Raw genomic sequence first — 25,101 nt, 5'->3', positions numbered from 1 at the left:
GAGGAAATGTATTATGATGAGATCACTTTACTCTGGTGTTTCTGGACTTAAAGTTCACCAGACAAAAATGGACGTTATTGGTAATAATATTGCAAATGTTAATACAATTGGTTTTAAAGCAAGTACTGTTCAATTTTCAGATATATTCTATCAAACAACACAAAATGCAAGTGGTGCAAATGAATTAACGGGAACAGCTGGTACCAATGCAAAACAGATTGGTTTAGGTACTTCTTTAGCATCAATTACCGCAGCAATGACTACACAAGGTGGTTCACAAAGAACAGATAATGCAACAGACTTAATGATCACTGGTAATTCTTTCTTCATTGTTAATAATGGAAATGGAAATTACTTTACAAAGAATGGTTCTTTTACAATTGATGGAGCAGGTTACCTTGCAACAGAAACTGGATACTATGTAATGGGTTGGTCAACCGATCCGGATGATCCAAACAAGATTAAACAAGATACAGTAGGTAAGATTGCAATTCAAACTCCTGAGAATGCATCAACTCCTCCAGAAGCAACATCAGATTGTACATTAAAAGGTAATATTGATAAAACAGATAGTACGTTAGCTGGAGATGGTTATATCATAAGTTCTGAATTCTATGATAATCTTGGTAATGCATATACAGCTAAGATTGCATTGAATTCAACTACTTCAACTGCTACAGAACAAAAGTATACAATGAACCTATTGGATATTACTTCAAATGCAACGGGTAAATCGGTTGTACAAGATACTTCCTTGATTAATTCCATTCAATTTGGAGGATCAACATATACGTATGATGCTACAACAAAACAATTAAAAACGACAGGAACAGCACCAACCGTTTCCTTTAATCCAGTAACAGGTGCTTTTATGACTACTACAGCAACAGGTGCTGCAGCGGGAACTACAACTAATACGTTAGATCTTGTTTTAAAGACTGCATCTGACGTAGCAGCTGCACCAACAGCAACTCCTCCAGTAGAAGGTTCTTCTTTATTTGGTAAGGAAGGTACGATTAAGTACGATTGTTCTTCTATTACACAATACTCTACAACAGGTGCTTGTAGCATCAGTTCTAGTAGAGGTAGTCTTGCAAATACAGGTGCTGGTAGAAAAGTAGGAAACTTGTCTGGTGTAATTGTTCAGCAAGATGGTAAGATTTACGGTTCATATGATAACAGTACAACAAAATTACTTGGTCAAATTGCCGTAGCTAGTTTCTCAAACCCAGCTGGTTTGGAAGCGATTGGTGGAAGTTTATTTGCTGCAACACAAAACTCTGGCGATTTCGACGGAAAAGGTGTTGATGTAACTGCCGATGGTGGTAAGTTCTCAACTGGTGTATTGGAAATGTCAAATGTTGACCTTTCTTCCGAGTTTACGAACATGATTACAACACAAAGAGGTTTCCAAGCAAACTCAAGAATAATAACAACATCAGATACATTACTTGAGGAATTGATCAATCTTAAGAGATAGTAACGGATAGTATAAAATCATAGATGGAATAGAATAAATAAATAAGTTTTTACAAGATTCAGGGAAGAATCAGAGTTACAAGATAATCCTGCTTCTTGCTGTAAGGAGCAGGATTATCTTTAAGTAAAGAAAACAAGGAGGACGTTTATGATTGAATTAACTAGATTGAATGGAGTAAGGTTTTCGATTAATTGCGATCTAATTGAAACGGTAGAGGAAACTCCAGATACAGTAATAACCTTGACTAATGGGAAAAAATTTGTTGTATCAGAGAAGATGGAAAAAATCAATGATCGCATAATTGATTTTAAAAGAAAAATATATGCTAAAATTTAGTTTTTAACCTAGAACAATAGAGTTTATTACAGTATAAACTTTTCACATAAATAATTACATAGAATAGGCGGTGGTGATATGGATATAGCAACTATAGGCGGTTTAATTGTATCCTTTATATTATTGATATTTGGTATTATATTTGATGAAGATAATATGAGATTATTATGGGGAAGAGTAGGTGATTTTATTAACTATCCTTCCATGCTGATTACATTTGGTGGATCATTCATGGCTGTATTTACAGCTTCAAAAAGCATCAAATCATTCTTAAACAACTTAAAGAGTTTTAAATTAGCATTAAAGATATTACCTTCTAATGAATCTGCAACAATTACAACGATTATCGAGTTATCCAATATAGCACGTAAAGAAGGTTTACTGGCTTTGGAAGAAGCAGCGAATAATATAGAAGATGCGTTTTTAAAGAAAGGTATATTATTAATTGTAGATGGTACTGATCCTGAATTAGTACGTAGTATTCTGGAGACAGAATTAATTTCGATTGAAGGAAGACATAAAAAGACAATAGCATTCTGGGAAGATTTGGCCACAATGGGTCCTGCCTGGGGTATGATTGGTACTTTGGTCGGTCTTATTAACATGTTGAAAAAGATGAATGATCCAAGTTCCATTGGACCACAGATGGCTTTAGCCTTAATTACGACATTGTATGGTTCATTGCTGGCAAACTGGATCTGTACACCAATCGCATCTAAATTAAAATTAAACAATGATACAGAAGTTATGACGAAGGAAGTCATGGTTGAAGGACTATTATCCATTCAAGCAGGTGAAAATCCTCGTGTTATTGAAGAAAAATTAAAATCCTTCCTTTCTCCTTCAATGAGAAATGATATGACGGAAGAAGAGGGCGGTGAAGTAAATGGCTAGAAAGAGGCAAGAAGATCCACCAAAAGGTTCTCCTGCTTGGATGAATACATTTAGTGATTTGATGAATCTATTGCTTTGTTTCTTCGTTTTACTTTTCTCCATGTCTTCCGTAGATGAAGATAAATATGAACAATTGGTAGCATCATTGAATAATTCCTTTAGTATCTTCAGTGGTGGAGGATCCGCAATTGGTGAAGGCCAATTAATATCCAGTGGTGTAAGCCAGTTAAATGAGCTGTCTAATTACATTTCAGAGATGGGTTATGAAGCGGAGGAAGAAGTTGATTCAGATGAAACAGATCCTATGAAGTATTTGGAAGAGCAAAGAAAACAAATTTCTGAGGAAATGTATGATGAAATCACCGAGTTAACTGAGAAGTATAATATCGATAAGAAAGTTGATGTCAAGATTGACGGACAAAATCAATATATTAAACTCTCAATTGGCGGTTCCGTATTATTTGATTCAGGAGTAGCTGAAATTAAAGAAGAAGCACTTCCTATTCTAAATAAAATTGGAGATATCCTTAAGGAATATAGTGATTGTTTGATTAAGATCGAAGGTCACACAGATAATGTTCCGATATCAAGTAATATTAAATATGCAGATAATATGGATTTATCTGCAGCAAGAGCAATATCTGTATGGAATTACTTAACAGATAAAAAGGGCTTGGATCCTTCCACTCTTGAAGCTTCTGGTAGAAGTGAGTTTGACCCAATTGCTTCCAATGATACACCAGAAGGACGGGCAAAGAATAGAAGAGTGGAAATCAAGATATATAATGAATTAAGCAAGTAACAATTACTATATTACAAATAGGGAGTGACATGTATGAAAAGAAACATCTTAACAATCGTTATTTTAGCATTATCTATCGTTAACTTAGTACTGACTGCAGTTATTGTTTTTTCAGTAGTACCAAATGTCAACAAGACGAATAATTTAATTGATCAAGTTGCACAAATCATTAATTTAGATTTGGAAGCACAGAATGGCAATGAAAAAGTAATTACAGTCGATGATTTGGAGAATTATGATTTAGATGAAGAATTAGTTATCAATCTAAAGAAAGACTCCGATTCTTCTAAAGAACGATATGCGGTAGTTAGTAAAATATCGATATCTCTTTATAAAGGTGTAGATGATTTTTCTAAAGTAAAGAAAAATATCGAAGCTTCCACTTCAAATGTATATGATATTATTCGTAAAAGCTTCAGTAACTATACAAAAGACGAAGCAAAATTAAATGAAGATGTGATCAAAGAAAATATCATAAAGATGTTGAATGAGAAATATGGTGATAAAGTAGTGCAAGATATTGCCTTTGGTAGTTTAGTATATCAATAAATTACTAATTATAATTTACTATAAGCAGTTTTTAAATAATACTAATTTATTACTTTATATTAAACGAAAAATGTGATATTATTAGTTATAATTATTTTTTATGATAATTTTTGTAATAGAATGTAGAAATTTACGACAACCATTTCTTTATATTGAAAATTTCTGGATTTACTATGACTATAATATCACCTAGGAGGTGAGAAACAATGGGTGACGTCTTATCGCAAAATGAGATAGATAATTTGCTTGCTGCGTTAAGTAGTGGTGAATTAGATGCCGATGAGATAAAAGACACAGGCGAGAAGCAAATTAAAAACTATGATTTTGCAAGACCATCAAAATTCTCGAAAGAACATCTACGTACTTTAGAGATTATATTCGAACATTATGGTAGATTGCTTTCAACAAACTTACCTGCCTATTTGAGAAAGAATGTTCAGGTAGAAGTTATGAACTCAGAAGCAGCTGCATACTCCGAATTTTCCAATGCATTATCAAATCCAGTACTATTAGGTATTGTTAATTTTGCTCCACTAGAAGGAAACATTGTTATCGAGCTAGCGGCAAATCTTGGTTATGCTATTGTAGACCGTATGCTTGGTGGTAATGGGTTACCTCTTGAAAAAGCAAGAGATTTTTCAGAAATTGAGTTAATAATTATCGAGAGAATATTTAATATATGTACGAATTTGTTGATCGAGCCATGGCAAAATGTTATCAATATAGAACCAAGACTAGAAAGAATTGAAACTAATTCTCAATTTGCTCAAATTATTCAACCAAGTGAAATGACGTCGATCATAACAATGAATATCCGAATTGGCAATGTAGAAGGTTTAATGAATGTTTGTTTACCTTACAATTGCTTAGAACCGGTAATCGACAAGTTGAATACGAAGTATTGGTACTCTACAATGCAAGTGAAAGATGATAAGGCATATCAAGATATTATTGAAATTGCTATAGAAAAAGCGAAGATACCAATTAAAGCAGTACTTGGTAGTAGTATGATATCGGTTAATGATTTCCTTAATCTTCAGAATGGTGATATTATTCGACTGAATACCAAAGTCGATGAAGAACTAGATATCTATGTTGGTAATATAAAAAAATTTACTGCACTTCCGGGAGCTTCTTCGGATTCGTATGCTGTAAGATTAACATCAATTATTAGGGAGGAGTAACAGTATGGATGGTATGTTATCGCAAGAAGAAATCAATGCGTTGCTAGGTAGCATTGATAATGATGATTCTTCTGCAAATAATACTGCTTCAGGTTCATCGGAATCATTGACTGCTGATGAAAAAGATGCAGTAGGAGAGATATCGAATATAAGCATGGGGACTGCGGCTACAACATTGTCTACCTTGGTAAACAATAAAGTAGTGATTACAACTCCTGTTGTTTCCTATTCTACATGGGAAGAATTATCTCAGGAATTTGGAAAACCATGTGTATTCATACAGATTTCATATAAAGAAGGTCTAGATGGAAACAATATTCTGATTCTGAATGAATCAGATGTAAAGATTATTACAGATTTAATGATGGGTGGAGATGGAACCAATGTAGCAGGTGAATTATCTGACTTACATTTAAGTGCCATCGGTGAAGCAATGAACCAAATGATGGGTTCAGCATCTACATCTCTTTCCTCTATGTTAGAAAAGAAAGTGGATATCAGCCCACCAGTTGCTAGTCTTGTCGATTTGAATAGTACAATTGATGAATCTGAGATTTCTGATTTCTTAAAGCATCCATTTGTAAAAGTTGCATTTAAGATGGAAATCGGAGATTTGGTAGATAGTCAGATTATGCAATTGTATCCATTTGATTTTGCAAGAGATTTATATAAGAAATTCTCTGAGTCAGGATCTAATGCAGATACACATGAACAAAGCAACGTACAAAGTAATGCACCAGAACCACAACCAGCACCACAGGTTCAACCACAAATGCAACAGATGCCTCCAGTTCAACCGATGATGGGGCAACAACCAATGATGAATCAACCTATGCCAGGTTATGGAACTGTTCCAATGTATCAAGGACAGATGCCTTATATGCAGCCTAATATGGGTCAGATGATGCCTATGCAGGATATTAATGTTCAGCCTGCACAATTCCAGCCATTTAACAATGTTGCTGCCCAATTACCTGGACAGGAGAATATTGATTTGATCATGGATGTACCTCTTGAGGTTACCGTTGAACTCGGTAGAACTAACAAATCAATTAAAGAGATTTTAGACTTTGCCCCTGGAACAATTATTGAATTGAATAAACTTGCTGGTGAGCCAATTGATGTATTAGTAAACGGCAAGTTTGTTGCTAAAGGAGAAGTCGTTGTAATTGAAGAGTGCTTTGGTATCAGAGTGACAGAAATCATAAAATAGAAGAGAAGTATAGATAGGAGAGGTAAAAATGGCGAAGAGAATTTTAATTTGTGATGATGCAGCTTTTATGAGAATGATGATTAAGGACATTTTAACGAAGAATGGTTATGAAATTGCTGGAGAAGCAGAAAACGGCGCAAAAGCAGTAGAAAAATATAATGAAACAAAACCAGACTTAGTAATGATGGATATAACAATGCCTGAGATGGATGGAATCCAAGCGTTAAAGAAAATTAAATCAATGGATCCTGCTGCAAATATTATCATGTGTTCAGCAATGGGACAACAAGCAATGGTAATTGAATCCATTCAAACTGGAGCAAAAGATTTCATCGTTAAGCCATTCCAAGCAGATCGTGTACTCGAAGCAGTAAAAAAAGCGATAGGCTAATATATGCGATCATATATTTATTTATTCCAAGGCAGTTCTACGATAGAAAATATTGCAGAACTGTTTGGACTATTAGTGGTGTTTGTACTAATTTTGGTATTGGCTTATTTTACATCAAGGTGGATTGGAAAAACTGGTGTTGGAATGACAACAAAAAATCGCAATATTACAGTTATTGAAACATTGCGATTAAGCCAATCAAAGTATGTACAGATTTTGAAAATTTCAGATAAGTATATTGTTATAGCTGTATCAAAGGATCATGTTGAGTATTTGACAGAGGTTGATGGAAGCAAATTAGAGATAAATGAAGGCGTGAGTGAAACACCTTCCTTTAAAGAGATATTGGCGAAAATTAAACCAAATACAAATATGAAAGCGATCGATGATGAAAAGACTAAAAAAGAGACAAAAAAAGATAAGAATGATGTATAGAGGTTGAAAGATGTGCACAAAGAAAAAAAATAAAGTTGGTAAAGCAATCCTAAATTCATTTGTTGCTCTGTTTGTTCTGTCTATCGTCATTCTGGTTTTTTCTGTACCAGTTAAGGCAAGTAGTCAGACAAGTAGTCAAACGGATAGTCAAACAGCTAATCAGTCAAGTGATTCTGATATAAAGGTTTCATCTGGTAATGAACCACTGGGATTTGACTTAAATCTCTCTACCAATGGAGAAGGGAATGGGGTAGCGTCTACCTTAAAAATTGTAATAATTTTAACAATTATATCTATTGCACCTTCTTTGCTATTGATGGTGACTTCATTTACAAGAATAATTGTCGTATTACATTTTGTTAGGACAGCCTTAGCAACGCAAACATCACCACCAAACCAAGTCTTAATCGGATTATCCTTGTTTTTAACGGTATTTATTATGGGACCAATTTTTACTCAGATCAATGATGAAGCAATCAAACCATTATCTGCAGGGGAAATTACGCAGGAAGAGGCATTCAAGCGTGGAATGGAACCTATACGTGAATTTATGTACAAACAGTTAGAGGATCGTCCACAGGATATTAAGTTATTCATGGATATTGCGAACTTAGGGGAGGCCAATATTACGGTATATGAGTTAGATGATATACCAAACTCAGTATTAATTCCAGCATTTATGATCAGCGAATTAAGAACTGCATTTATCATTGGATTCTTATTGTACATTCCATTCATTGTAATCGATATGGTTGTTGCGTCAACGCTGATGTCAATGGGTATGATGATGTTACCACCAACTACGATTTCTATGCCATTTAAGATTTTGCTTTTTATATTAGCAGATGGTTGGAATTTGATTATTGGCAATGTAGTTAAGACGTTCTATTGACGATAGATTTCATGTTTGGTGAAGAGGTGTTTTATGAATGTAGATGTAGTTATTGATATAGCGAGACAGACACTATTAGTAATCATTAAGTGTTCTGCACCAATGTTGCTTGTATCGCTGATTGTAGGTTTAATCGTAAGTATATTTCAGACGATTACATCTATACAGGAACAAACATTGACATTTGTTCCAAAACTGATTGCAATCTTTATGGTGATCATGTTAGCAGGTTCTTGGATTTTTAAGAATATTGTAGACTTTACGTATGAATTATTCTCTAATTTCGGAACGTATATAAAATAAATGGGATGCACGGTATAACTAGGTAGGATGAGATGATATGAATTTTGCAGTAGAGGATTTAGAAGTATATTTATTAATTTTAGTGCGAATATCAGGATTTATATATACTGCGCCTTTTCTTAGTCTAACCAGTGTACCTAGAAAAGTTAAAGTCGGATTAAGTGTATTTATGGCTCTTATCATATTCAGTACAATGCCAAGTGCTCGACTAGAATACACAGGCGTATTAGATTATGCAATCTTGATAACAAGAGAATTGATAACAGGCATATTAATTGGTTTTAGCGCAAACATGTGTATGTATATATTAAATTTTGCTGGACAAATGGTTGATATGGAGATTGGTTTCTCTATGGTTATGGAATTAAATCCAGTATCAAGAATTCAAACAACGATTACTGCAAATCTATATACATATATTGTTATGTTAATCATGTTACTTAGTGATCTACACTTACATCTGTTTAAAGCAATAATGGATACCTTTACTTTGATACCGTTGGGTCATACGGTATTTAAGTCAGGACTTTATGATAATGTATTAAAGTTTATAACAGATTATTTTGTTATCGGTTTTCGAATCATTCTTCCTGTATTTGCTACTATTTTGATTGTTAATATTGTGTTAGGTATATTGGCGAAAGTAGCACCTCAGATGAATATGTTCGTTATAGGTATGCAGCTAAAAGTTTTTGTGGGATTGTTTATTCTGTATTTGGTTATGGGATTAATGCCTCAAGTAACGGATTTTCTGTTTTCAGAAATGAAAACGATAATTCAGATGGTAGTAGGTAATCTAGTAGAATGATGGGATAGTAGTGGACTATGATGCAGAGGTTTACAAGGTTGCAAGATAAAAATGATATAGAAGAGAATAAGATAAAGACAGTCAAACCCATATTGCTTCCATACAACTTACAGTTGTTTGCAAATGATGAAGGTGGGGAAAAGACTGAAGATGCTACGCCTAAAAAGTTAAATAAAGCGAGGTCTGAAGGACAGGTAGCAAAAAGTACCGAATTAATCACAGCGGTTATGCTGATGTCTTTATTTTTGGTGTTGAAAGTTTATGTAGGGACAATTGGAGAGAAATTTATTGAAATATTTCCAAAGGTTTTTAACAATATTCCCGTAGTTGTCAAAGATGATATGTCTCAAAATATTATCTTATCTATTTTAAATTATGGGATTAAGTCAATTATTCTTATTGGCTTACCAATTTTTTTAGTTGGTATGGTGGTTGGATTTTTGATTAATAAAGTTCAGATTAAGTGGAAAGTCACAAAGAAACCATTACGACCGAAACTAAGTAAAATGAATCCATTAAAAGGATTTAAGAATATGTTTTCAAAAAGCAAATTAATACAGTTGCTTTTTTCCGTAGCAAAGATTATCATGATTATGATTCTTGTATATAATACGTTAAAGGACAAATGGCCTTTGATTTTAAAGTTATATGACTTTACTTTATTTCAGGCAATTAATGTAGTTGGTACAATGGTAATCGATGTTGGATTAAAGATTAGTATGCTTTTCCTATTGATCGGATTTGCAGATTTGTTTTACCAAAAGAAAAAGTTTAAGAAAGACATGAAGATGTCAAAACAAGAAGTAAAAGATGAATGGAAAAATTCAGAAGGAGATCCGCAAGTCAAAGGTAAGATTAAATCGAAGATGTTAGAAGCATCCAGACGAAGAATGATGAGTGAAGTACCGAATGCAGACGTAGTTATTACAAACCCTACACATTTTGCGGTAGCGTTAAAGTATGATCGAGAATCTGCTTCCGCTCCAGTAGTAGTGGCAAAAGGTGCTGATTTCATGGCACAGAAGATAAAAGATGTAGCAAGAGAAAATAAAGTAGAGATTGTAGAAAACAAACCTCTTGCCAGAATGTTGTATTTTAATGTTGAAATCGAACAAGAGATACCTCAGGAACTATATCAGATGGTGGCTGAGATATTAGCTTATGTATATAGAATAAAAAATAAGATTTAGTTTAGGAGGTTAGGTGAATGAAAAAGTCAGATTTGGTACTTGGGTTATATATCATGGCAGCCATTGTATTTTTGATTGTACCAATACCTTCTTTTATATTGGATATATTACTAGCACTTAATATAGCAACTGCTATGGTAATATTATTCAATGCATTGTTCTCAAGGGAAGCATTAAATATGTCTAGTTTCCCTACTGTACTGTTGTTCACAACGATTTTCCGTATATCATTGAATGTATCATCAACTAAGTTAATTTTATCATCAGGAGAACCGGGTAATGTCGTTGAGACATTCGGTAAATTCGTTGGTGGTGGGGACCTAGTAATTGGTGTAGTAGTATTCATGATTTTGATTTTAGTTCAGTTTATGGTAATCAATAAAGGTTCTGAGAGAGTTGCAGAAGTAACAGCAAGATTTACTTTGGATGCAATGCCTGGTAAACAGATGGCAATTGATGCCGATTTGAATACAGGAGCCATTACAGATGCGGAAGCAAAAGAGAGACGTCAGAAGTTACAAGATGAATCGGCTTTCTTTGGAGCGATGGATGGTGCTACGAAGTACGTAAAGGGAGATGCAACAGCTGGTTTGATCATCACGGCAGTTAATATTGTTGGTGGTATCATCATGGGTGTTGTTCGACTAGGTATGCCAATTGCAGATGCCTTAGAAAAATATACAATCTTGACAATTGGTGATGGACTTGTTTCACAGATCCCTTCTATTATGATTTCATTAGCAACTGGTTTGCTTGTAACAAAGGTTTCCAAAGAAGCAGATATTTCCGATATACTTGTTAAGCAATTATTCTCTATACCAAAAGTACTTTATATGGTTGGTGGAGCTTTAATCTTCTTGGGTATTACGACTCCATTGAATGTAGTTGTTTTCTGTGCATATGGTGTTGTATTTATTATCTGTGGTCGTATGATTAATGCGAAGATTGAAGAGAGCAATATTGAAGAAGAGGTTGCTGCAACAGAAGACAATGCAGATGAAATTCGAAAACCAGAGAATGTTACTTCTTTATTGCAAGTTGATCCAATTGAGTTGGAGTTTGGATATGGTATTATCCCATTAGCTGATGTAAATCAGGGTGGTGACTTGCTTGATCGAGTTGTTATGATTCGTAGGCAGATTGCTTTGGAACTTGGTTGTGTTGTACCAATCATTCGTTTACGTGACAATATCCAGTTGAATCCAAATCAGTATGTTATTAAGATTAAAGGAATTCCAGTAAGTGATGGGGAAATTCTATTTGACCATTATATGGCTATGAACCCAGGATATGTAGAAGAGGAAATCACGGGTATCCCAACGTTTGAACCTTCTTTCCACTTACCAGCAATTTGGATTACAGAGAATCAAAGAGAACGTGCAGAGTCTTTGGGTTATACGGTAGTTGATCCACCTTCAATCATAGCAACACATTTGACGGAAGTTGTTAAGAGTAACTTAAGTGAATTGTTAAGCCGTCAGGATGTTCAGAACCTGATCAACAATGTGAAGGAAGCAAACGAAACACTCATTACAGAGTTAGTACCAAAACAACTTGGAGTTGGCGAAATTCAAAAAGTACTACAGAATCTCTTACATGAAGGAATTTCCATTCGAGATCTTGTTACGATATTTGAAACATTGGCAGATAATGCACCTGTTACAAGAGATACGGACGTTCTTACAGAATATGTACGTCAAAGTTTAAAACGTGCAATTTCTAATAAGTATTTTCCAAATGGAGAGACTACTAGTGTAGTTACTTTAGATCCTCAAGTAGAGCAGGAAATTATGGGTTCTGTGAAGCAAACAGAACAGGGTGCATACTTAACATTAGATCCTGAAAAGACACAAGGTATTATGAATTCAGTAAAAGAAGAAGTAGCGAAATTGGAGAATCTAGGTCGTAATCCGATTGTAATAACATCTCCAATCGTACGAATGTATTTTAAAAAACTTACTTCTGATTATTTTAAGGATTTAGTTGTCGTTTCTTATAGCGAAATTGAATCCAATGTTGAATTACAATCAGTAGGGATGGTGACAGCGTAGTGATTATTAAGAAATTTCAAGCTGAAACAGAGAAAGAAGCAATATTACTTGCAAAAGAAGAATTAGGCAAAGATGCCATTGTGACTAACATTAAGACGATCAAACCGAAAGGAATCTATAAGTTTTTTAAACCTTCAAAAGTTGAAATAACGGCAGCTGTTGATGATACAGTGAATTATGAAGAGGATAGTTTATTATCCTCTTTTCAAAAGTTAATAAGCGAAAATCAAAATGCCGCACAAGGAGAAGGTAAGGGAAGTACATTTGACGTAAAAGTTGCAGAAGAGAAAAGGGAGTCAGACAATACACTTTTTGAAGATGTTAAATCAACATATTCCTCTGCAATAGAGAAGCGTTTGGATAATTTACAGAATCTTATAGAAAAGCAGATTAAACCAACAGTACAACCTGAAGAAGAAAAGAAAGAAGAAATAGATTCTTCAAGTGACAATGAATACATTAAGTTAATCTATAAACAGATGCTGTTGAATGAAGTAGATGAAAAATTCGCGAATAAAATAATTAGTGAAATTGAGTCAACGTTACAAAAAGGGGCTCCAGTAGACAATATTCTGACTAGCATTTATCAGAAAATTGTGTTAAAGTTAGGACAACCAGAGACAATTGAGTTGGGAGAACAAAAACCTAAGTTTGTATTTTTCATTGGACCAACTGGTGTAGGAAAAACTACTACGATTGCTAAAATCGCTTCCGGGTTTAAGATGAATAAGAATACGAAGATGGCACTAGTTACTTCGGATACGTATCGAATCGCTGCTGTAGAGCAACTGCGGATCTATGCGAATATCTTAGGGGTACCACTGAAGGTTATATATTCTGCAGAAGAATTAATGCAATCCAAAGAAGAATTTAACGATTATGATATCGTTCTAATTGATACAGCAGGAAGATCACATAAGAATACAGAACAAAAAGATGATTTAGAATCATTGCTTAATACGATTGATGATTCTATGAAGGAAATCTATCTTGTATTAAGTGCGACTACGAAATACAAAGATTTGGTACGAATTACAGAAACGTATTCTACAATAGCAAATTATAGAATTATATTTACTAAATTAGATGAAACAATATGCATGGGTAATATTCTGAATGTCAGAATGATGACAGGTGCACCTCTATCTTATGCAGCTTGGGGACAAAACGTACCAAATGATATTGGAAGGCTCGATGCACAATTTGTTGCTAAAAAACTACTAGGAGGCAGTGATTGATGGATCAAGCGGAAGAATTACGAAGGATGATAGAGAAACAAAACCAGCAAAAAGATGTAGCACGAGTAATTACTGTCACTAGTGGAAAAGGTGGAGTTGGTAAATCGAATATTTCGGTTAATCTTGCCGTTCAATTAAGTCGATTAGGAAAACGTGTTATCATCTTGGATGCGGATTTTGGTTTAGCAAATGTTGAAATCATGTTAGGTATTCGTCCAAAGTATAATTTGGCCGATCTAATGTTTCATGGTAAAACGTTACGTGAGATAATTACAGAAGGACCACAGAATATTGGATTCATCAGTGGAGGATCAGGAATCGATGAATTAGCCAATCTTTCAAGAGTGCAATTAGATGACTTAAGAAAGATGCTATATGAACTAGATGATCTTGCGGATGTAATCATTGTAGACACAGGCGCTGGTATATCAGATAGTGTTTTGGAATTCGTTGCAGCAAGTTCAGAAGTAATACTTGTAACAACACCAGAACCTACATCGATAACAGACGCCTATGCTTTGTTAAAGACACTTGTAAAACGTTCTCAGTTTTCTATTGATGATACTATAATTAAGATCGTATCCAATCGTGTTGATAGCATTTTAGAAGGAAAAGAATTATATAATAAACTAAGCATGGTAGTTCAAAATTACCTGCATCTTAATGTGGAATTCTTAGGAGCAATTCCAATGGATATGAATGTATCCAAAGCTGTAATAAAACAGAAACCGGTATCTTTAGCGTATCCGAATTCTGATGCTGCGAAGGCTATGTATGAAATGGCTAATGTACTATGTAATGAAGCAGTAGTAGAAGAGGAGAAGCATAAAAAGAAAGGAATATCGCATTTATTCTCAAATCTAGTGAAGTTTAAGAAAAATAGATCCAGTTTAAATGATTAATGTTAGGTTCAGTATATCTTAGACTCCAACATTTTTAATCTTATTAAAATAATTGCCAAGGGGTGAAGTGTATGCCAGATATTAGTATGCTTACGATTGGTGATAAAATTAGCTTAATAAAAGTTAATGATAAGGTACTTTCAGATGGAAACGAGGAGGTTTTCCCGTCGAAATTGATTGAGATAGCGTCTGATCGATCAATTATAATTACGAATCCAATATATAAGAATCGCCTAGTCAACTTGGATGAAACAGCAGAGTATATTCTTACGTTCTATTCCAACAAGGATATCTACCGTTCAAGAGGATACGTAATTCGAAGATTTACAGATGATACAATAAAATTGGCGGAGATTTCAATCGTAAACGAACTACGACATTACCAAAGAAGGAATTATTATCGTTTATCCTGTATAATTGATGGTGATTACCGAGTTGTTACACCTATGGAGGAATGGATAGAAAAGAAGCTTCATAATGCTTCTTCACACTATGATGAGATATCTGCTTTATGCAGACATGGATTAAGCCAGTTAAAAACAAACAATCACAAAGCAACGATAACCGATTTAAGTGGTGGGGGAATTCGTTTTCATTCACAAGAAAGACATAATGTGAAAGATCGAATTAATTTTAGTTTTATTATCTATAGTGGAAACAGAGAATGCCTGATTGACGTGAATTTAATTATTATTGATGCGGTATGTGTTCGCACAAAACCAGTGAATTATGAATATCGCGCAGTATATGAACATATTACTACGGAAACAAGAGAAAAAATTGTACAGTATGTATTTGAAGTACAACGTGCAAAAAGACGACGAGATAAAGGAAATGATTAAATGAAAAAAAATATTTTGGTTGTTGATGATTCTGCACTCATGAGAAGGCTACTTTCTGATATAATTAATTCAGATGATCGATTTATGGTATCAAAAGTCGCTTTCAATGGTTTAGAGGCATTGGATTATGTTACTACAAATTACCGTAATGTTGATGGCGTTGTATTGGATATTAATATGCCAAAAATGAATGGACTGGAATTCTTGGAGCGTATCTCTAAGTTAAATATCCGATTAACGGTAATCATTGTAAGCACAATTGCAAAAGAAGGTGCAAAAGAGACCATTCAAGCATTGGAACTTGGAGCGTTTGATTTTGTTACGAAACCTGAAAGCTTTATTGAAGCGAAAGGAAATGATTTCAAAGATCGTTTGATCAATTGCCTGTTGTTGGCAACTGGTCAGAATCATCTGTACCAAAAGACGATCAGTCATCCTACTTTACAAGAGCAAGCTAAAAATGTTATTAGTGTTAAAGAAAAGGTTGGCAGTACTTTTGTATATCCAGATTGTACAAGAGCAAAGCCTAAAGTAAATATGGTAAAGAAAGAAAGAAAACCACTTGAAAAGGATGCAACAAAGTTAGTTGCCCTTGCCTGTTCAACAGGAGGGCCAAAGGCACTACAAAAAGTAATACCATTACTACCCAAAAATCTGAATGCAAGTTTCTTACTTGTACAGCATATGCCAGAAGGATTCACCAATTCTTTGGCACAAAGACTGAATGATATGAGTGAGTTACAAGTGAAAGAAGCAGTAGATGGGGAAGAAGTGCAAAAAGGTTATGTATATATCGCAAAAGGTGGTTACCAAATGCGTGTAAAACAACAACGTGATCGATATTTCTTATCGGTTACATTGGAAGCCGCAAGAGGTGGATTAAGACCTTGTGCTGATATAATGTATGAATCACTAGTGGATTCAGGCTATGATGAAATTACTTGTGTCATTTTGACTGGAATGGGTGGAGATGGAACACAAGGGATCAAGAAACTAAACGAAAACAACAACATTTATGTTATAGCGCAGGATGAAGAAACCTGTACAGTCTATGGTATGCCAAAGGTAATTGCTGAATCTGGTCTAGTTGATGAGGTTGTACCATTAGAGAAGGTAGCTGAGGCTATAACAAATCACGTGGGGGTGCTTTAAGATGGACGTTAGTCAATACCTTGAGATATTTATCGATGAAACAAAAGAACATTTGCAAAATCTGAATGAGCAATTGTTGATTCTTGAAAAAGAACCAGATAACGTAAATACCATTAATGAGATTTTCCGTGCTGCACATTCACTAAAAGGAATGGCTGGAACCATGGGATATAAAAGAATGCAGCGTCTTACTCATGATATGGAGAATGTTTTCTCAGAAATCCGTAATGGAAAGATGACAGTAGGCGCAAATCTTGTAGATGTTTTATTCCAGGGATTAGATGCATTAGAGTCTTATCTTAGCAATATCCAGGAAACAGCAGATGAAGGAACAGAAGATAATGAACCTATTATTTCTGAATTAAATAAAATATTACAGGAAGGTGTTGGAGAAAAAGTAGATACACAGGCTACTACAGCTACTGCGACACAGGCAGAACCAGCACAAGCACATGAAGAAGGTGCAAAATATCAGGATCTTCGCATTGCTGATTACGAAAGTAATGCAATGATAAAAGCAAAAGAGATTGGAAAGAATATATATGGTATAACAATATATATTCAAGAAACTTGTATCTTAAAAGCTGCAAGAGCTTTCCTTGTATTCAAAGCATTAGAAGAATTAGGTGAAGTAATAAAATCTTATCCTGATGTACAAGACATAGAAGATGAGAAGTTTGAATTTGATTTTAGTGTAATTCTCATTACAGAATCTGCACTTGAAACAGTTAAGAACAAGATTCTTAATGTATCAGAAATCAAGTCTGTATACATAGACAAGATGCAAGCACCAGAAGAGAAGAATGAAGGACAAGTAGAAAAATCAGAAACAGCTCCTGTAGCAAAAGAAACCGTACAAGCCGCTGCTGCAGCAACTGCAACTGCTCCAACTGAGAAAAAAGAAGCAACACAACAGAAAGCTCCAGCGCAGGCAAAACAACAGTCTAAACCAGTTGTTAACCGTTCTGTACGTGTAGATATTGAAAAGTTAGATGTATTAATGAACTTAGTAAGTGAGTTGATCATCGCAAAGAATGGTTTGGTTTCCATTAGTTCAGGAGAGAATGAAAATCGTTCCGAAAGTGCTTTTAATGAACAAATCGAATACTTGGAACGTGTAACAACAAACTTACATGAATCCGTTATGAAAGTTCGAATGGTACCAATTGAAAGTGTTGTTAATCGATTCCCACGTATGATTCGTGACTTATCTAAGAAGCTAGACAAGAAGATGGAATTATATATGACTGGTGAAGATACAGAACTTGACCGTACGGTAATCGATGAAATTGGTGATCCTTTGATGCATCTTCTTCGTAATTCTGCTGACCATGGTTTGGAAAGTGCTGAAGAGAGAAGAAAAGCTGGTAAACCTGAAGTTGGATCCATTTTCTTAGATGCGTACCAAGATGGTAATAATGTTGTCATTGAAGTACGTGATGATGGTGCCGGAATCAATGTAGAAAAAGTTAAGGCAAAAGCAATTGAAAAAGGTACTGTAACGAAAGAACAAGCAGAAACAATGACTGATAAAGACGTAATTGATCTTTTATTCCGTCCAAGTTTCTCTACAGCAGAAAAGATTACTGATGTTTCAGGTAGAGGTGTTGGTCTTGATGTAGTTAAGACAAGAATTGAAGCATTAGGTGGTGATATCGAAGCAAGAACAAAATTAGGTGAAGGAAGTAATTTCATCATTCGTTTACCATTAACACTTGCAATCATTCAAGCACTTATGGTTGAAATCGGAAAAGAAAAATATGCAATTCCTCTTGGAAGTATTCAAACAATAGAAGATGTTCCTGTTCATGATATTAAGTATGTTCAGACAAAAGAAGTAATCAATTTAAGAGGTACAGTAATTCCAATCATCCGCTTAGCTGATATTCTTGATGTTGAACAGACAAATGAAACGCCTGAAAGTTTAACTGTTGTTATCGTTTCAAAGGGAGACAAGCTTGCAGGTCTTGTAATTGACAACTTGATTGGACAACAAGAAATTGTTATTAAATCATTAGGCAAATATATTAACAACAATAAGATGATTGGTGGTGCAACGATCCTTGGTGATGGTGAAGTAGCCCTAATTCTTGATGTTAATACGTTGGTATAGGAGGAACTTACTATGGATACGAATATGAGCGCAGAAGCAAAACAATATATTGTTGTAAGAATTGGTAATGAACAATATGGTATCGATATTCAATATGTTGATAATATCGTAAGAATGCAAAGAATCACTAGAGTTCCTAAGGCACAGTCTTTTTTCAAAGGTGTCATAAATCTTCGAGGTGAGATCATTCCAGTTATGAGTATTCGATTAAAATTTGGCCTTGAACCAGATGAGATTACAAACTCTACAAGAATTATCATTCTTAAGTTTGAGGCACAATCTGCGATTGGTATACTTGTAGATGAAGTAAAAGAAGTAGTAACGTTAGAAGAAGAAAGTATTGAAAAAGTAACATATAATGCTAAGGATGAAAAATCCATGTATTTAAGTGGTATTGGTAAGAATGGTGATAATTTAATCTCTTTACTAAATATCGCGGGTGTAATAGTAGAGAAAGAGGCTGTTTAGTCGGATTGGAAAAAGGGGTTGCTACAAATCATTAAAACAATGTAATGTTCTTGTGGCAATCCTTTTTTACAAAAGAGTAGAGTCGGGAGGTGTTACTGGTGGATATTGATCAAATTGATAATATGCATTTTGATGTACTTAAAGAGATTGGAAATATTGGAGCAGGGAATGCAACAACAGCATTATCACAAATGATAAACTCAAAAGTAGATATGAAAGTTCCTATTGTTGATTTACTAGAATTTCGCGATCTACCGGAGGTTGTTGGTGGAGCAGAAACAATTGTAGTTGGAATTCTACTCACCCTTGATGGTGATATCGATGGAATGATGATGTTTATGCTAGAAAAGAATTCAGCACATCATTTAGTCGACATGATATTAGGCACAAAAACAGAAGAAAATAGGGAATTCTCAGAGATGGAATTATCTGCATTAAATGAAATAGGGAATATTATTGCAGGTGCGTACCTGTCTTCTTTATCAGCATTAACCAATATGCGAATATCAGCGTCAATACCATATATGTCGATTGATATGTCAGGGGCGATTCTAAGTGTACCAGCCATTGAATTTGGAAAAATTGGAGACAAAGCACTTTTAATTCAATCGCAATTCTGTGAAGATGATGATGAAGTTAACGGTTACTTTATACTAATTCCAACTATGGACTCATACGGGAAAATCATGAGTTCTTTAGGACTATAGGTGATTTTATGGGAGAAATGATAAAAGTAGGGATGGCAGATTTAAATGCCTGCAAATATCCAAATGCATTAACCACATTGGGACTTGGTTCATGCGTTGGTATTGCGTTGTATGATCCTTCTACAAAAGTAGGAGGAATGGCACATATTATGCTACCCGATAGTACGAAGATACGTAAGAATGAAAACCATGCAAAATTTGCAGATACAGGTATTGATGAATTAATAAAACTGATGTTATCGTTAGGTGCTAAACGTCAAAATTTGGTTGCAAAGATTGCAGGTGGAGCGCAAATGTTCGCATTTAGTTCCAACAATGATATGCTTCGTATTGGGGATCGTAATGTTGATGCCACGAAAGCAAAATTGAATGCGCTAGGTATTAAGATACTAAGTGAAGATACGGGATTGAATTATGGTCGTACGATCGAATTTTATACTGAGACTGGAGAACTATTAATAAAATCAGTAGGAAAGCCGATAAAAATTATATAGTGTGTCTATTCGACATATATAGTATATAATTGGCAGGAGTGAAGAGAATGAGGACAAGATATATACCATCAATAATTATGCTTTTAGCGGGGACAATCACCTGTGCGTTTTGTTTGATCAAATCATACAGTGTTACATTGACTCTTGAAATTTTACTTGGTGTATTGGTTATCTTTTATGTCATTGGACTAATCGCAAGGAATCTAATAAATAGAATTATTACGACAGATTTAGAGCAAGCGGAAGATATGGATGTCGCTACGGAAGGTGAAGAAACTGCAGCTGAAGAGGAACCAGTTACAGAAAAATAAAGTTATAAGGATACTGTCTTTTGGAGGCGAACATGAACGAAGAAGGAAGAAATAAATTATGGGAAGAATATAGCAAAAATCGATCAAGTTCAAGTCGAGAAAAAATCATTTTGGAGTATGCAGAATTGGTTAAGATCGTTGCAGGCCGTCTCAGCATGTATCTTGGGTATAATGTAGAATACGATGATTTGGTTGGATATGGAATATTTGGTCTGATTGATGCAATTGATAAATTTGATTATAGCAAAGGTGTAAAGTTTGAAACCTATGCAACGCTAAGGATTCGAGGAGCAATTTTAGATCAGATTCGAAAAATGGATTGGTTACCTCGTACTTTACGGCAAAAACAAAAGAAAATTGATTTAGCTTACCAGAAGATTGAAGCAAGATTGGGTAGAGTAGCAACAGATGATGAATTAGCGAGCGAGCTAGATATAACAGTAAAAGAATTAGCAACATGGCAAAATCAGACCAAGATTTCATCGTTAGTGTCGCTTGATGAATATATTGAACAAGGAAGTGATGTTCGTGTTGATGCGAATGACAATTCACAATTTGCACAACCGGATAAATTTATTGAACGCAATGAATTAAAAGAGATTTTATTGCAAAGTCTAGAATCATTAACTGAAAAAGAAAAGAAAGTAATCATTCTATATTACTATGAAGAATTGACTCTAAAGGAGATTAGCTTAACATTGGAAGTATCTGAATCTAGGGTATCACAGCTTCATACAAAAGCATTGCAGAAGATGCGAAGCAAAATGGGAAATAATATAGATTTGTTTCATATATTATAAAAAATACAAGTTCTCTTATCTTAAAGTTATAGAGGGCTTGTTTTTATACAAAAAAATAAATATAATATGAGTATGCAATAATACAAAGGCAGAAGGTCATGTTTTCGTATTGTGAAAGTACTGTGTGGGTAGCAATACGTAGTATGGTGGGACATAGGTCGTTCAAAAGGATCAACTACGTGAAAGTGGGGAAAAAAATGAAACAAAAAAATGCTTATTTCTATTTAAACACGAAAGAAGATGGGGTATATATCCATCTAATCCCTGAAACCGAGGGAGGGTTATCAATTACAACAGATGAAATTACAAGTTATTTGTCTAAGGTTAAGATAAATGATTATGATATAAAAACATTGCATACAACAGTAATATCCTTAGTGGAAGAAACAGAAATTAAACTAAGTAATGGAAACATGTTACCGATAATGGAATCAGTCACTTTTCGTATCTCTGAAGATCGTAAGACCGCTTATGCAAAATGGTTTCCACCATCAGTAGGCGGGAAATTATTGGATGAAGAAGATATTAAATCAAGTTTAACACGAGAAAATATTAAATATGGCGTGCAGAATACAGCAATTACAGATTTTATGAGAGAACGATGCTATAATACAGAAATTGTGATAGCAAAAGGATTGGATCCAGTTGAAGGAAAAAGTGCGGAAATCAAATACTATTTTCAAACAGATAAAACGCTAAAACCAAAACATAATGAAGATGGTTCCGTGGATTTCCACCAATTAGATATGATTAGTCATGTTAATAAAGATCAATTGTTGGCAGAGCTGATTCCAGCGAATGCAGGTGTGCCAGGTATCGATGTTAATGGAAATATTATTCGCCCTCAAAAAGTCGTCAATAATATTCTTCGTCATGGAAACAATATATATCTTTCGGAAGATGGACTTAAGATGTACACGAAAGTATCGGGACATGTAGAATTAACCGATGGTAAAGTGTTTGTGTCAGATACATATGAAGTATTAGCAGATGTAGATACATCAACAGGTGATATTACATATGATGGAAATGTACATGTAAAAGGAAATGTTAGAACTGGGTTCACAGTACGCGCAAAAGGAGATATTATAGTAGATGGTGTAGTTGAAGGAGCCGAACTACATAGCGATGGTCAGATTATACTAAAACGTGGTATTCAAGGTATGAATCGTGGATTACTACAGGCAAAGGGGAATATCTTTAGTAAATTTATAGAGAGTTCCACTGTAAAATCTGGTGGATATGTAGATACCGAAGCTATTTTGCATAGCAAAGTGTATGCAAAAACAGATGTTATTGTTAGTGGAAAAAAAGGCTTTGTAACTGGTGGTGAGATCAAAGCAGGTTCAATGATCCGACTAAAGACTGCAGGTTCAACGATGGGAACAACAACTGTATTAGAAGTTGGAGTCGACCCAACTTTGGTAGACGCATATCATGATTGTGAAGTAGAAATCGTACAGTTACAAGAAGCAAAAGATAAATTGGTTCAGGTTTTAACATTATTTAAGAAAAAGGTTGTTATGGGAGAGAAGATTAGTGCTGATAAATTACAGTATTTACAAAAACTGTCCCAACAAAATACGGAGATTGAGAAAAAACTAGAACCACTTATGGAAAAATATATGATACTACAAGAACAAATGGAAGAAAATATTAACGGAAAAGTTATTGTTGAAAATATGGCATATTCAGGTGTTCGTATATCTATAGGAAGTGTAATCTATATTATCAAGAATACAGAACATCATTGCCAATTCATAAAAGATAAAGCAGACATTCGTGTACTTGGGTTGAATTAACAAGCAAGAAAGGGGATGAGCGTATGCCAATCACTCCATTAGATATGTTAACATTAGTACCACGTACAAATGAAGTATCAGCGATCAAACATGTTGAAGCACAAAGACCAATGGAAGAACAAATGCAAATGAATACAACATTTCAACAGACAGTTAAACACGAACAACGAAAAACCATTGAGTCTAAAAAAAGTGAAAATAACGAGTATCGTTATGATGCAAAGGAAAAAGGAAATGGACAGTCATATAATGGCCAGAATAAGAAGGGAAAGAAGAAAGAGGACACCCTTCATTCTGTACCTGGTTATGAAAAAGGTTCTTTTGATATTAAAATATAAACTGGGAGAAGATTTATGACAGTATTTGATGTATTTATGGTAGTTCTGGGATTAATCATTATTGCGATAAGTTTCTTTTTTACTGAGAAAAGCAATGGACAGAAAGAAGATGGATTGGATCATAATTCAGGGAATCGGTTGGATGAATCCTCCCTCCTTGCCCTGAAGAACAAAGTAGAAGAGAGTCTTACAACACTTTCAGAACAAACAATTGTAAAGACAGAAAATGGATTAAATAAAGTAACCAATGAAAAGATTATGGCAATTAGTGATTATTCTGATCAAATCTTAGAGAAGATTGATCAAAATCATACGGAAGTTGTGTTTCTTTATAATATGCTAAACGAAAAAGAAGAAACGATGAAAGAACAATATGGAAAGGAAGTTGTAGCAAAAAATTCCTTGACGAAAGAAACAACGGAGTATTCTAAACCTAATACTTCAGATGAAAATAAGAATAAGCAGGATAAAAAACAGCCCAAAAGAGATATACAGGGAATCAACGATGAAGAAGCAGCGATGTTAATCAATCCAACCGCTTATACGTATAAAGAGCAGGAATTCACAGAAGAAGATAAACAAAATAACAATCAAGCCATCATGAAACTATATGCCGAAGGAAAAAGTATAACGGAAATTGCTAAAACCCTTGATTTAGGCAAAGGTGAAGTGAAATTTGTAGTGAATCTGTATGAGCGCAATAAATAAGAGATTTTAGGAAGGTTTGGATTGCATATGAAGATTAAACTGAAATACTTTATTCGAGGATTGGGTGTAGGGATTGTATTTACTGCACTGATCATGTCGATTTCTTTACAAAACTCTCGAAGTAGGATAAGAAGAGAAAGTACATTATCAAAAGAGGAAATTATTGAAAAGGCGATATCCTATGGTATGGTAGAAGCAAATCAGGAAGATAATACATCAACTGATTTGAGTGAGAATCCTACAGATGATACCAGCGTTACCAATAGTAAAGAAGAGATTGTTGTTCAACAAGATGAAAATACTAGTGATAGCGAAAAGTCAGAAGACGACAAAAAAGAAGCTGATCCGATGGAGAATGATAATTCAACAGAAGATGGCTCCATAGACAAAGAATCTACAGAAGCAGGAACACAAGTTACAACAGAAGAAGATACAACAGCAGATAAAGACAAGAATTCTTCTGTGGTAACTATTGATTATATCCCAATAGAAATCACTGCAGGAATGACAGCCACTAGTGTCAGTACAATGTTAAAAGAAAAAGGCATTATCGAGGATGCGGATGAATTCCGTACGTATATGTCAGAACAGGGGTATTCAGGAAAGATTCATACTGGTGAATATTTGATTCCAGTCAATGCGACGTATAAAAAGATCGCAAATATTATTTCAAAGTAATACATTTTAGAGTATTACAG

28 protein-coding genes are annotated in these 25,101 nt (G+C 34.5%); all 28 read left to right on the top strand.

Annotated features, from left to right (window positions below):
• Window positions 1–13 precede the first annotated feature (13 nt).
• The 28 genes from HBB17_RS07485 (at window position 14) to HBB17_RS07350 (ending at window position 25,081) form a co-directional block, all read left to right on the top strand.
• The gene (locus tag HBB17_RS07485) at window positions 14–1,480 is read left to right on the top strand and encodes a flagellar hook protein FlgE (protein WP_167956872.1); all 1,467 of its coding nucleotides are present in this window, start codon (window positions 14–16) and stop codon (window positions 1,478–1,480) included.
• 147 nt (window positions 1,481–1,627) lie between these two features.
• Complete coding sequence (locus tag HBB17_RS07480; RefSeq protein WP_167956871.1) at window positions 1,628–1,816, top strand: flagellar FlbD family protein; 189 nt, start codon at window positions 1,628–1,630, stop codon at window positions 1,814–1,816.
• 78 nt (window positions 1,817–1,894) lie between these two features.
• Window positions 1,895–2,710, top strand: a complete 816-nt coding sequence (locus HBB17_RS07475) for a motility protein A (RefSeq protein ID WP_167956870.1) — start codon at window positions 1,895–1,897, stop codon at window positions 2,708–2,710.
• Complete coding sequence (locus HBB17_RS07470; protein WP_167956869.1) at window positions 2,703–3,512, top strand: OmpA/MotB family protein; 810 nt, start codon at window positions 2,703–2,705, stop codon at window positions 3,510–3,512. Before HBB17_RS07475 ends, HBB17_RS07470 begins: the two co-directional genes overlap by 8 nt.
• 33 nt (window positions 3,513–3,545) lie before the next feature.
• Window positions 3,546–4,061, top strand: coding sequence for a flagellar basal body-associated FliL family protein (locus HBB17_RS07465; protein WP_167956868.1), 516 nt, complete (start codon window positions 3,546–3,548; stop codon window positions 4,059–4,061).
• A gap of 206 nt (window positions 4,062–4,267) precedes the next feature.
• On the top strand, window positions 4,268–5,245 hold the full coding sequence (gene fliM, locus HBB17_RS07460; protein WP_167956867.1) for a flagellar motor switch protein FliM: 978 nt from the start codon (window positions 4,268–4,270) through the stop codon (window positions 5,243–5,245).
• A gap of 4 nt (window positions 5,246–5,249) precedes the next feature.
• A complete protein-coding gene (gene fliY / locus HBB17_RS07455) occupies window positions 5,250–6,458 on the top strand; it encodes a flagellar motor switch phosphatase FliY (RefSeq protein WP_167956866.1) in 1,209 nt (402 codons plus the stop codon).
• A 28-nt stretch (window positions 6,459–6,486) separates the two neighbouring features.
• The gene (locus tag HBB17_RS07450) at window positions 6,487–6,849 is read left to right on the top strand and encodes a response regulator (RefSeq protein ID WP_167956865.1); all 363 of its coding nucleotides are present in this window, start codon (window positions 6,487–6,489) and stop codon (window positions 6,847–6,849) included.
• Between the two features lie 3 nt (window positions 6,850–6,852).
• On the top strand, window positions 6,853–7,284 hold the full coding sequence (locus tag HBB17_RS07445) for a flagellar biosynthetic protein FliO (RefSeq protein WP_167956864.1): 432 nt from the start codon (window positions 6,853–6,855) through the stop codon (window positions 7,282–7,284).
• Window positions 7,285–7,294: 10 nt separating this feature from the next.
• Entirely contained in the window at window positions 7,295–8,176 is an 882-nt protein-coding gene (fliP, locus tag HBB17_RS07440) for a flagellar type III secretion system pore protein FliP (protein ID WP_167956863.1), read from the top strand.
• A gap of 33 nt (window positions 8,177–8,209) precedes the next feature.
• Complete coding sequence (gene fliQ, locus HBB17_RS07435; RefSeq protein ID WP_167956862.1) at window positions 8,210–8,479, top strand: flagellar biosynthesis protein FliQ; 270 nt, start codon at window positions 8,210–8,212, stop codon at window positions 8,477–8,479.
• Between the two features lie 37 nt (window positions 8,480–8,516).
• Window positions 8,517–9,287 (top strand): flagellar biosynthetic protein FliR, encoded by a 771-nt coding sequence (gene fliR / locus HBB17_RS07430; RefSeq protein WP_167956861.1) that lies wholly within the window; start codon window positions 8,517–8,519, stop codon window positions 9,285–9,287.
• A 17-nt stretch (window positions 9,288–9,304) separates the two neighbouring features.
• Window positions 9,305–10,477, top strand: a complete 1,173-nt coding sequence (flhB, locus tag HBB17_RS07425) for a flagellar biosynthesis protein FlhB (RefSeq protein ID WP_330588179.1) — start codon at window positions 9,305–9,307, stop codon at window positions 10,475–10,477.
• Window positions 10,478–10,494: 17 nt separating this feature from the next.
• Window positions 10,495–12,528: a flagellar biosynthesis protein FlhA gene (gene flhA, locus HBB17_RS07420; protein ID WP_167956860.1), complete on the top strand. Its 2,034-nt coding sequence runs from the start codon at window positions 10,495–10,497 to the stop codon at window positions 12,526–12,528.
• The gene (flhF, locus tag HBB17_RS07415) at window positions 12,528–13,766 is read left to right on the top strand and encodes a flagellar biosynthesis protein FlhF (RefSeq protein ID WP_167956859.1); all 1,239 of its coding nucleotides are present in this window, start codon (window positions 12,528–12,530) and stop codon (window positions 13,764–13,766) included. Before flhA ends, flhF begins: the two co-directional genes overlap by 1 nt.
• Window positions 13,766–14,668: a MinD/ParA family protein gene (locus HBB17_RS07410; protein WP_167956858.1), complete on the top strand. Its 903-nt coding sequence runs from the start codon at window positions 13,766–13,768 to the stop codon at window positions 14,666–14,668. The genes flhF and HBB17_RS07410 overlap by 1 nt, the downstream gene beginning before the upstream one ends.
• Before the next feature lie 71 nt (window positions 14,669–14,739).
• On the top strand, window positions 14,740–15,510 hold the full coding sequence (locus tag HBB17_RS07405) for a flagellar brake protein (RefSeq protein ID WP_167956857.1): 771 nt from the start codon (window positions 14,740–14,742) through the stop codon (window positions 15,508–15,510).
• Entirely contained in the window at window positions 15,511–16,662 is a 1,152-nt protein-coding gene (cheB, locus tag HBB17_RS07400) for a chemotaxis-specific protein-glutamate methyltransferase CheB (RefSeq protein WP_167956856.1), read from the top strand.
• A 1-nt stretch (window position 16,663) separates the two neighbouring features.
• Window positions 16,664–18,775 carry a chemotaxis protein CheA gene (locus tag HBB17_RS07395; protein ID WP_167956855.1) on the top strand — a complete coding sequence of 704 codons (2,112 nt, stop codon included), beginning with the start codon at window positions 16,664–16,666 and terminating at the stop codon, window positions 18,773–18,775.
• Between the two features lie 12 nt (window positions 18,776–18,787).
• Window positions 18,788–19,243, top strand: a complete 456-nt coding sequence (locus tag HBB17_RS07390; protein ID WP_167956854.1) for a chemotaxis protein CheW — start codon at window positions 18,788–18,790, stop codon at window positions 19,241–19,243.
• A 98-nt stretch (window positions 19,244–19,341) separates the two neighbouring features.
• Entirely contained in the window at window positions 19,342–19,950 is a 609-nt protein-coding gene (locus HBB17_RS07385) for a chemotaxis protein CheC (protein WP_330588178.1), read from the top strand.
• A gap of 8 nt (window positions 19,951–19,958) precedes the next feature.
• Complete coding sequence (locus tag HBB17_RS07380) at window positions 19,959–20,444, top strand: chemotaxis protein CheD (protein WP_167956853.1); 486 nt, start codon at window positions 19,959–19,961, stop codon at window positions 20,442–20,444.
• A gap of 47 nt (window positions 20,445–20,491) precedes the next feature.
• Window positions 20,492–20,755, top strand: coding sequence for a hypothetical protein (locus HBB17_RS07375; protein WP_167956852.1), 264 nt, complete (start codon window positions 20,492–20,494; stop codon window positions 20,753–20,755).
• 32 nt (window positions 20,756–20,787) lie between these two features.
• Window positions 20,788–21,555, top strand: coding sequence for a FliA/WhiG family RNA polymerase sigma factor (locus HBB17_RS07370; protein ID WP_167956851.1), 768 nt, complete (start codon window positions 20,788–20,790; stop codon window positions 21,553–21,555).
• Window positions 21,556–21,752: 197 nt separating this feature from the next.
• Complete coding sequence (locus tag HBB17_RS07365; RefSeq protein WP_167956850.1) at window positions 21,753–23,357, top strand: DUF342 domain-containing protein; 1,605 nt, start codon at window positions 21,753–21,755, stop codon at window positions 23,355–23,357.
• Window positions 23,358–23,401: 44 nt separating this feature from the next.
• Window positions 23,402–23,695, top strand: a complete 294-nt coding sequence (locus tag HBB17_RS07360) for a hypothetical protein (RefSeq protein WP_167956849.1) — start codon at window positions 23,402–23,404, stop codon at window positions 23,693–23,695.
• A gap of 15 nt (window positions 23,696–23,710) precedes the next feature.
• Window positions 23,711–24,403 carry a DUF6115 domain-containing protein gene (locus HBB17_RS07355; protein WP_167956848.1) on the top strand — a complete coding sequence of 231 codons (693 nt, stop codon included), beginning with the start codon at window positions 23,711–23,713 and terminating at the stop codon, window positions 24,401–24,403.
• Window positions 24,404–24,430: 27 nt separating this feature from the next.
• Window positions 24,431–25,081: an endolytic transglycosylase MltG gene (locus HBB17_RS07350; RefSeq protein ID WP_167956847.1), complete on the top strand. Its 651-nt coding sequence runs from the start codon at window positions 24,431–24,433 to the stop codon at window positions 25,079–25,081.
• The last annotated feature ends 20 nt before the right edge of the window (window positions 25,082–25,101 follow it).

Source organism: Anaerosporobacter faecicola (assembly GCF_012070565.1).
GTDB classification, from domain to species: Bacteria; Bacillota; Clostridia; order Lachnospirales; family Lachnospiraceae; genus Anaerosporobacter; species Anaerosporobacter faecicola.
The sequence above is the reverse complement of the archived record's forward strand: the minus strand, read 5'-3'. Positions and strand labels throughout refer to the sequence as shown.

Excerpts from the sequence above, each read along its gene's own strand:
- fliR (WP_167956861.1), top strand. The coding sequence starts at position 8,517 with ATGAATTTTGCAGTAGAGGATTTAGAAGTATATTTATTAATTTTAGTG.
- HBB17_RS07465 (WP_167956868.1), top strand. The coding sequence starts at position 3,546 with ATGAAAAGAAACATCTTAACAATCGTTATTTTAGCATTATCTATCGTT.
- HBB17_RS07450 (WP_167956865.1), top strand. The coding sequence starts at position 6,487 with ATGGCGAAGAGAATTTTAATTTGTGATGATGCAGCTTTTATGAGAATG.
- HBB17_RS07370 (WP_167956851.1), top strand. The coding sequence starts at position 20,788 with ATGAACGAAGAAGGAAGAAATAAATTATGGGAAGAATATAGCAAAAAT.
- HBB17_RS07485 (WP_167956872.1), top strand. The coding sequence starts at position 14 with ATGATGAGATCACTTTACTCTGGTGTTTCTGGACTTAAAGTTCACCAG.
- fliQ (WP_167956862.1), top strand. The coding sequence starts at position 8,210 with ATGAATGTAGATGTAGTTATTGATATAGCGAGACAGACACTATTAGTA.
- HBB17_RS07475 (WP_167956870.1), top strand. The coding sequence starts at position 1,895 with ATGGATATAGCAACTATAGGCGGTTTAATTGTATCCTTTATATTATTG.
- HBB17_RS07445 (WP_167956864.1), top strand. The coding sequence starts at position 6,853 with ATGCGATCATATATTTATTTATTCCAAGGCAGTTCTACGATAGAAAAT.
- HBB17_RS07365 (WP_167956850.1), top strand. The coding sequence starts at position 21,753 with ATGAAACAAAAAAATGCTTATTTCTATTTAAACACGAAAGAAGATGGG.
- HBB17_RS07480 (WP_167956871.1), top strand. The coding sequence starts at position 1,628 with ATGATTGAATTAACTAGATTGAATGGAGTAAGGTTTTCGATTAATTGC.
- fliY (WP_167956866.1), top strand. The coding sequence starts at position 5,250 with ATGGATGGTATGTTATCGCAAGAAGAAATCAATGCGTTGCTAGGTAGC.
- HBB17_RS07380 (WP_167956853.1), top strand. The coding sequence starts at position 19,959 with ATGGGAGAAATGATAAAAGTAGGGATGGCAGATTTAAATGCCTGCAAA.
- HBB17_RS07470 (WP_167956869.1), top strand. The coding sequence starts at position 2,703 with ATGGCTAGAAAGAGGCAAGAAGATCCACCAAAAGGTTCTCCTGCTTGG.
- HBB17_RS07350 (WP_167956847.1), top strand. The coding sequence starts at position 24,431 with ATGAAGATTAAACTGAAATACTTTATTCGAGGATTGGGTGTAGGGATT.
- HBB17_RS07375 (WP_167956852.1), top strand. The coding sequence starts at position 20,492 with ATGAGGACAAGATATATACCATCAATAATTATGCTTTTAGCGGGGACA.
- HBB17_RS07405 (WP_167956857.1), top strand. The coding sequence starts at position 14,740 with ATGCCAGATATTAGTATGCTTACGATTGGTGATAAAATTAGCTTAATA.
- fliM (WP_167956867.1), top strand. The coding sequence starts at position 4,268 with ATGGGTGACGTCTTATCGCAAAATGAGATAGATAATTTGCTTGCTGCG.
- HBB17_RS07390 (WP_167956854.1), top strand. The coding sequence starts at position 18,788 with ATGGATACGAATATGAGCGCAGAAGCAAAACAATATATTGTTGTAAGA.
- cheB (WP_167956856.1), top strand. The coding sequence starts at position 15,511 with ATGAAAAAAAATATTTTGGTTGTTGATGATTCTGCACTCATGAGAAGG.
- flhA (WP_167956860.1), top strand. The coding sequence starts at position 10,495 with ATGAAAAAGTCAGATTTGGTACTTGGGTTATATATCATGGCAGCCATT.
- HBB17_RS07395 (WP_167956855.1), top strand. The coding sequence starts at position 16,664 with ATGGACGTTAGTCAATACCTTGAGATATTTATCGATGAAACAAAAGAA.
- fliP (WP_167956863.1), top strand. The coding sequence starts at position 7,295 with ATGTGCACAAAGAAAAAAAATAAAGTTGGTAAAGCAATCCTAAATTCA.
- HBB17_RS07410 (WP_167956858.1), top strand. The coding sequence starts at position 13,766 with ATGGATCAAGCGGAAGAATTACGAAGGATGATAGAGAAACAAAACCAG.
- flhB (WP_330588179.1), top strand. The coding sequence starts at position 9,305 with ATGATGCAGAGGTTTACAAGGTTGCAAGATAAAAATGATATAGAAGAG.
- HBB17_RS07355 (WP_167956848.1), top strand. The coding sequence starts at position 23,711 with ATGACAGTATTTGATGTATTTATGGTAGTTCTGGGATTAATCATTATT.
- HBB17_RS07360 (WP_167956849.1), top strand. The coding sequence starts at position 23,402 with ATGTTAACATTAGTACCACGTACAAATGAAGTATCAGCGATCAAACAT.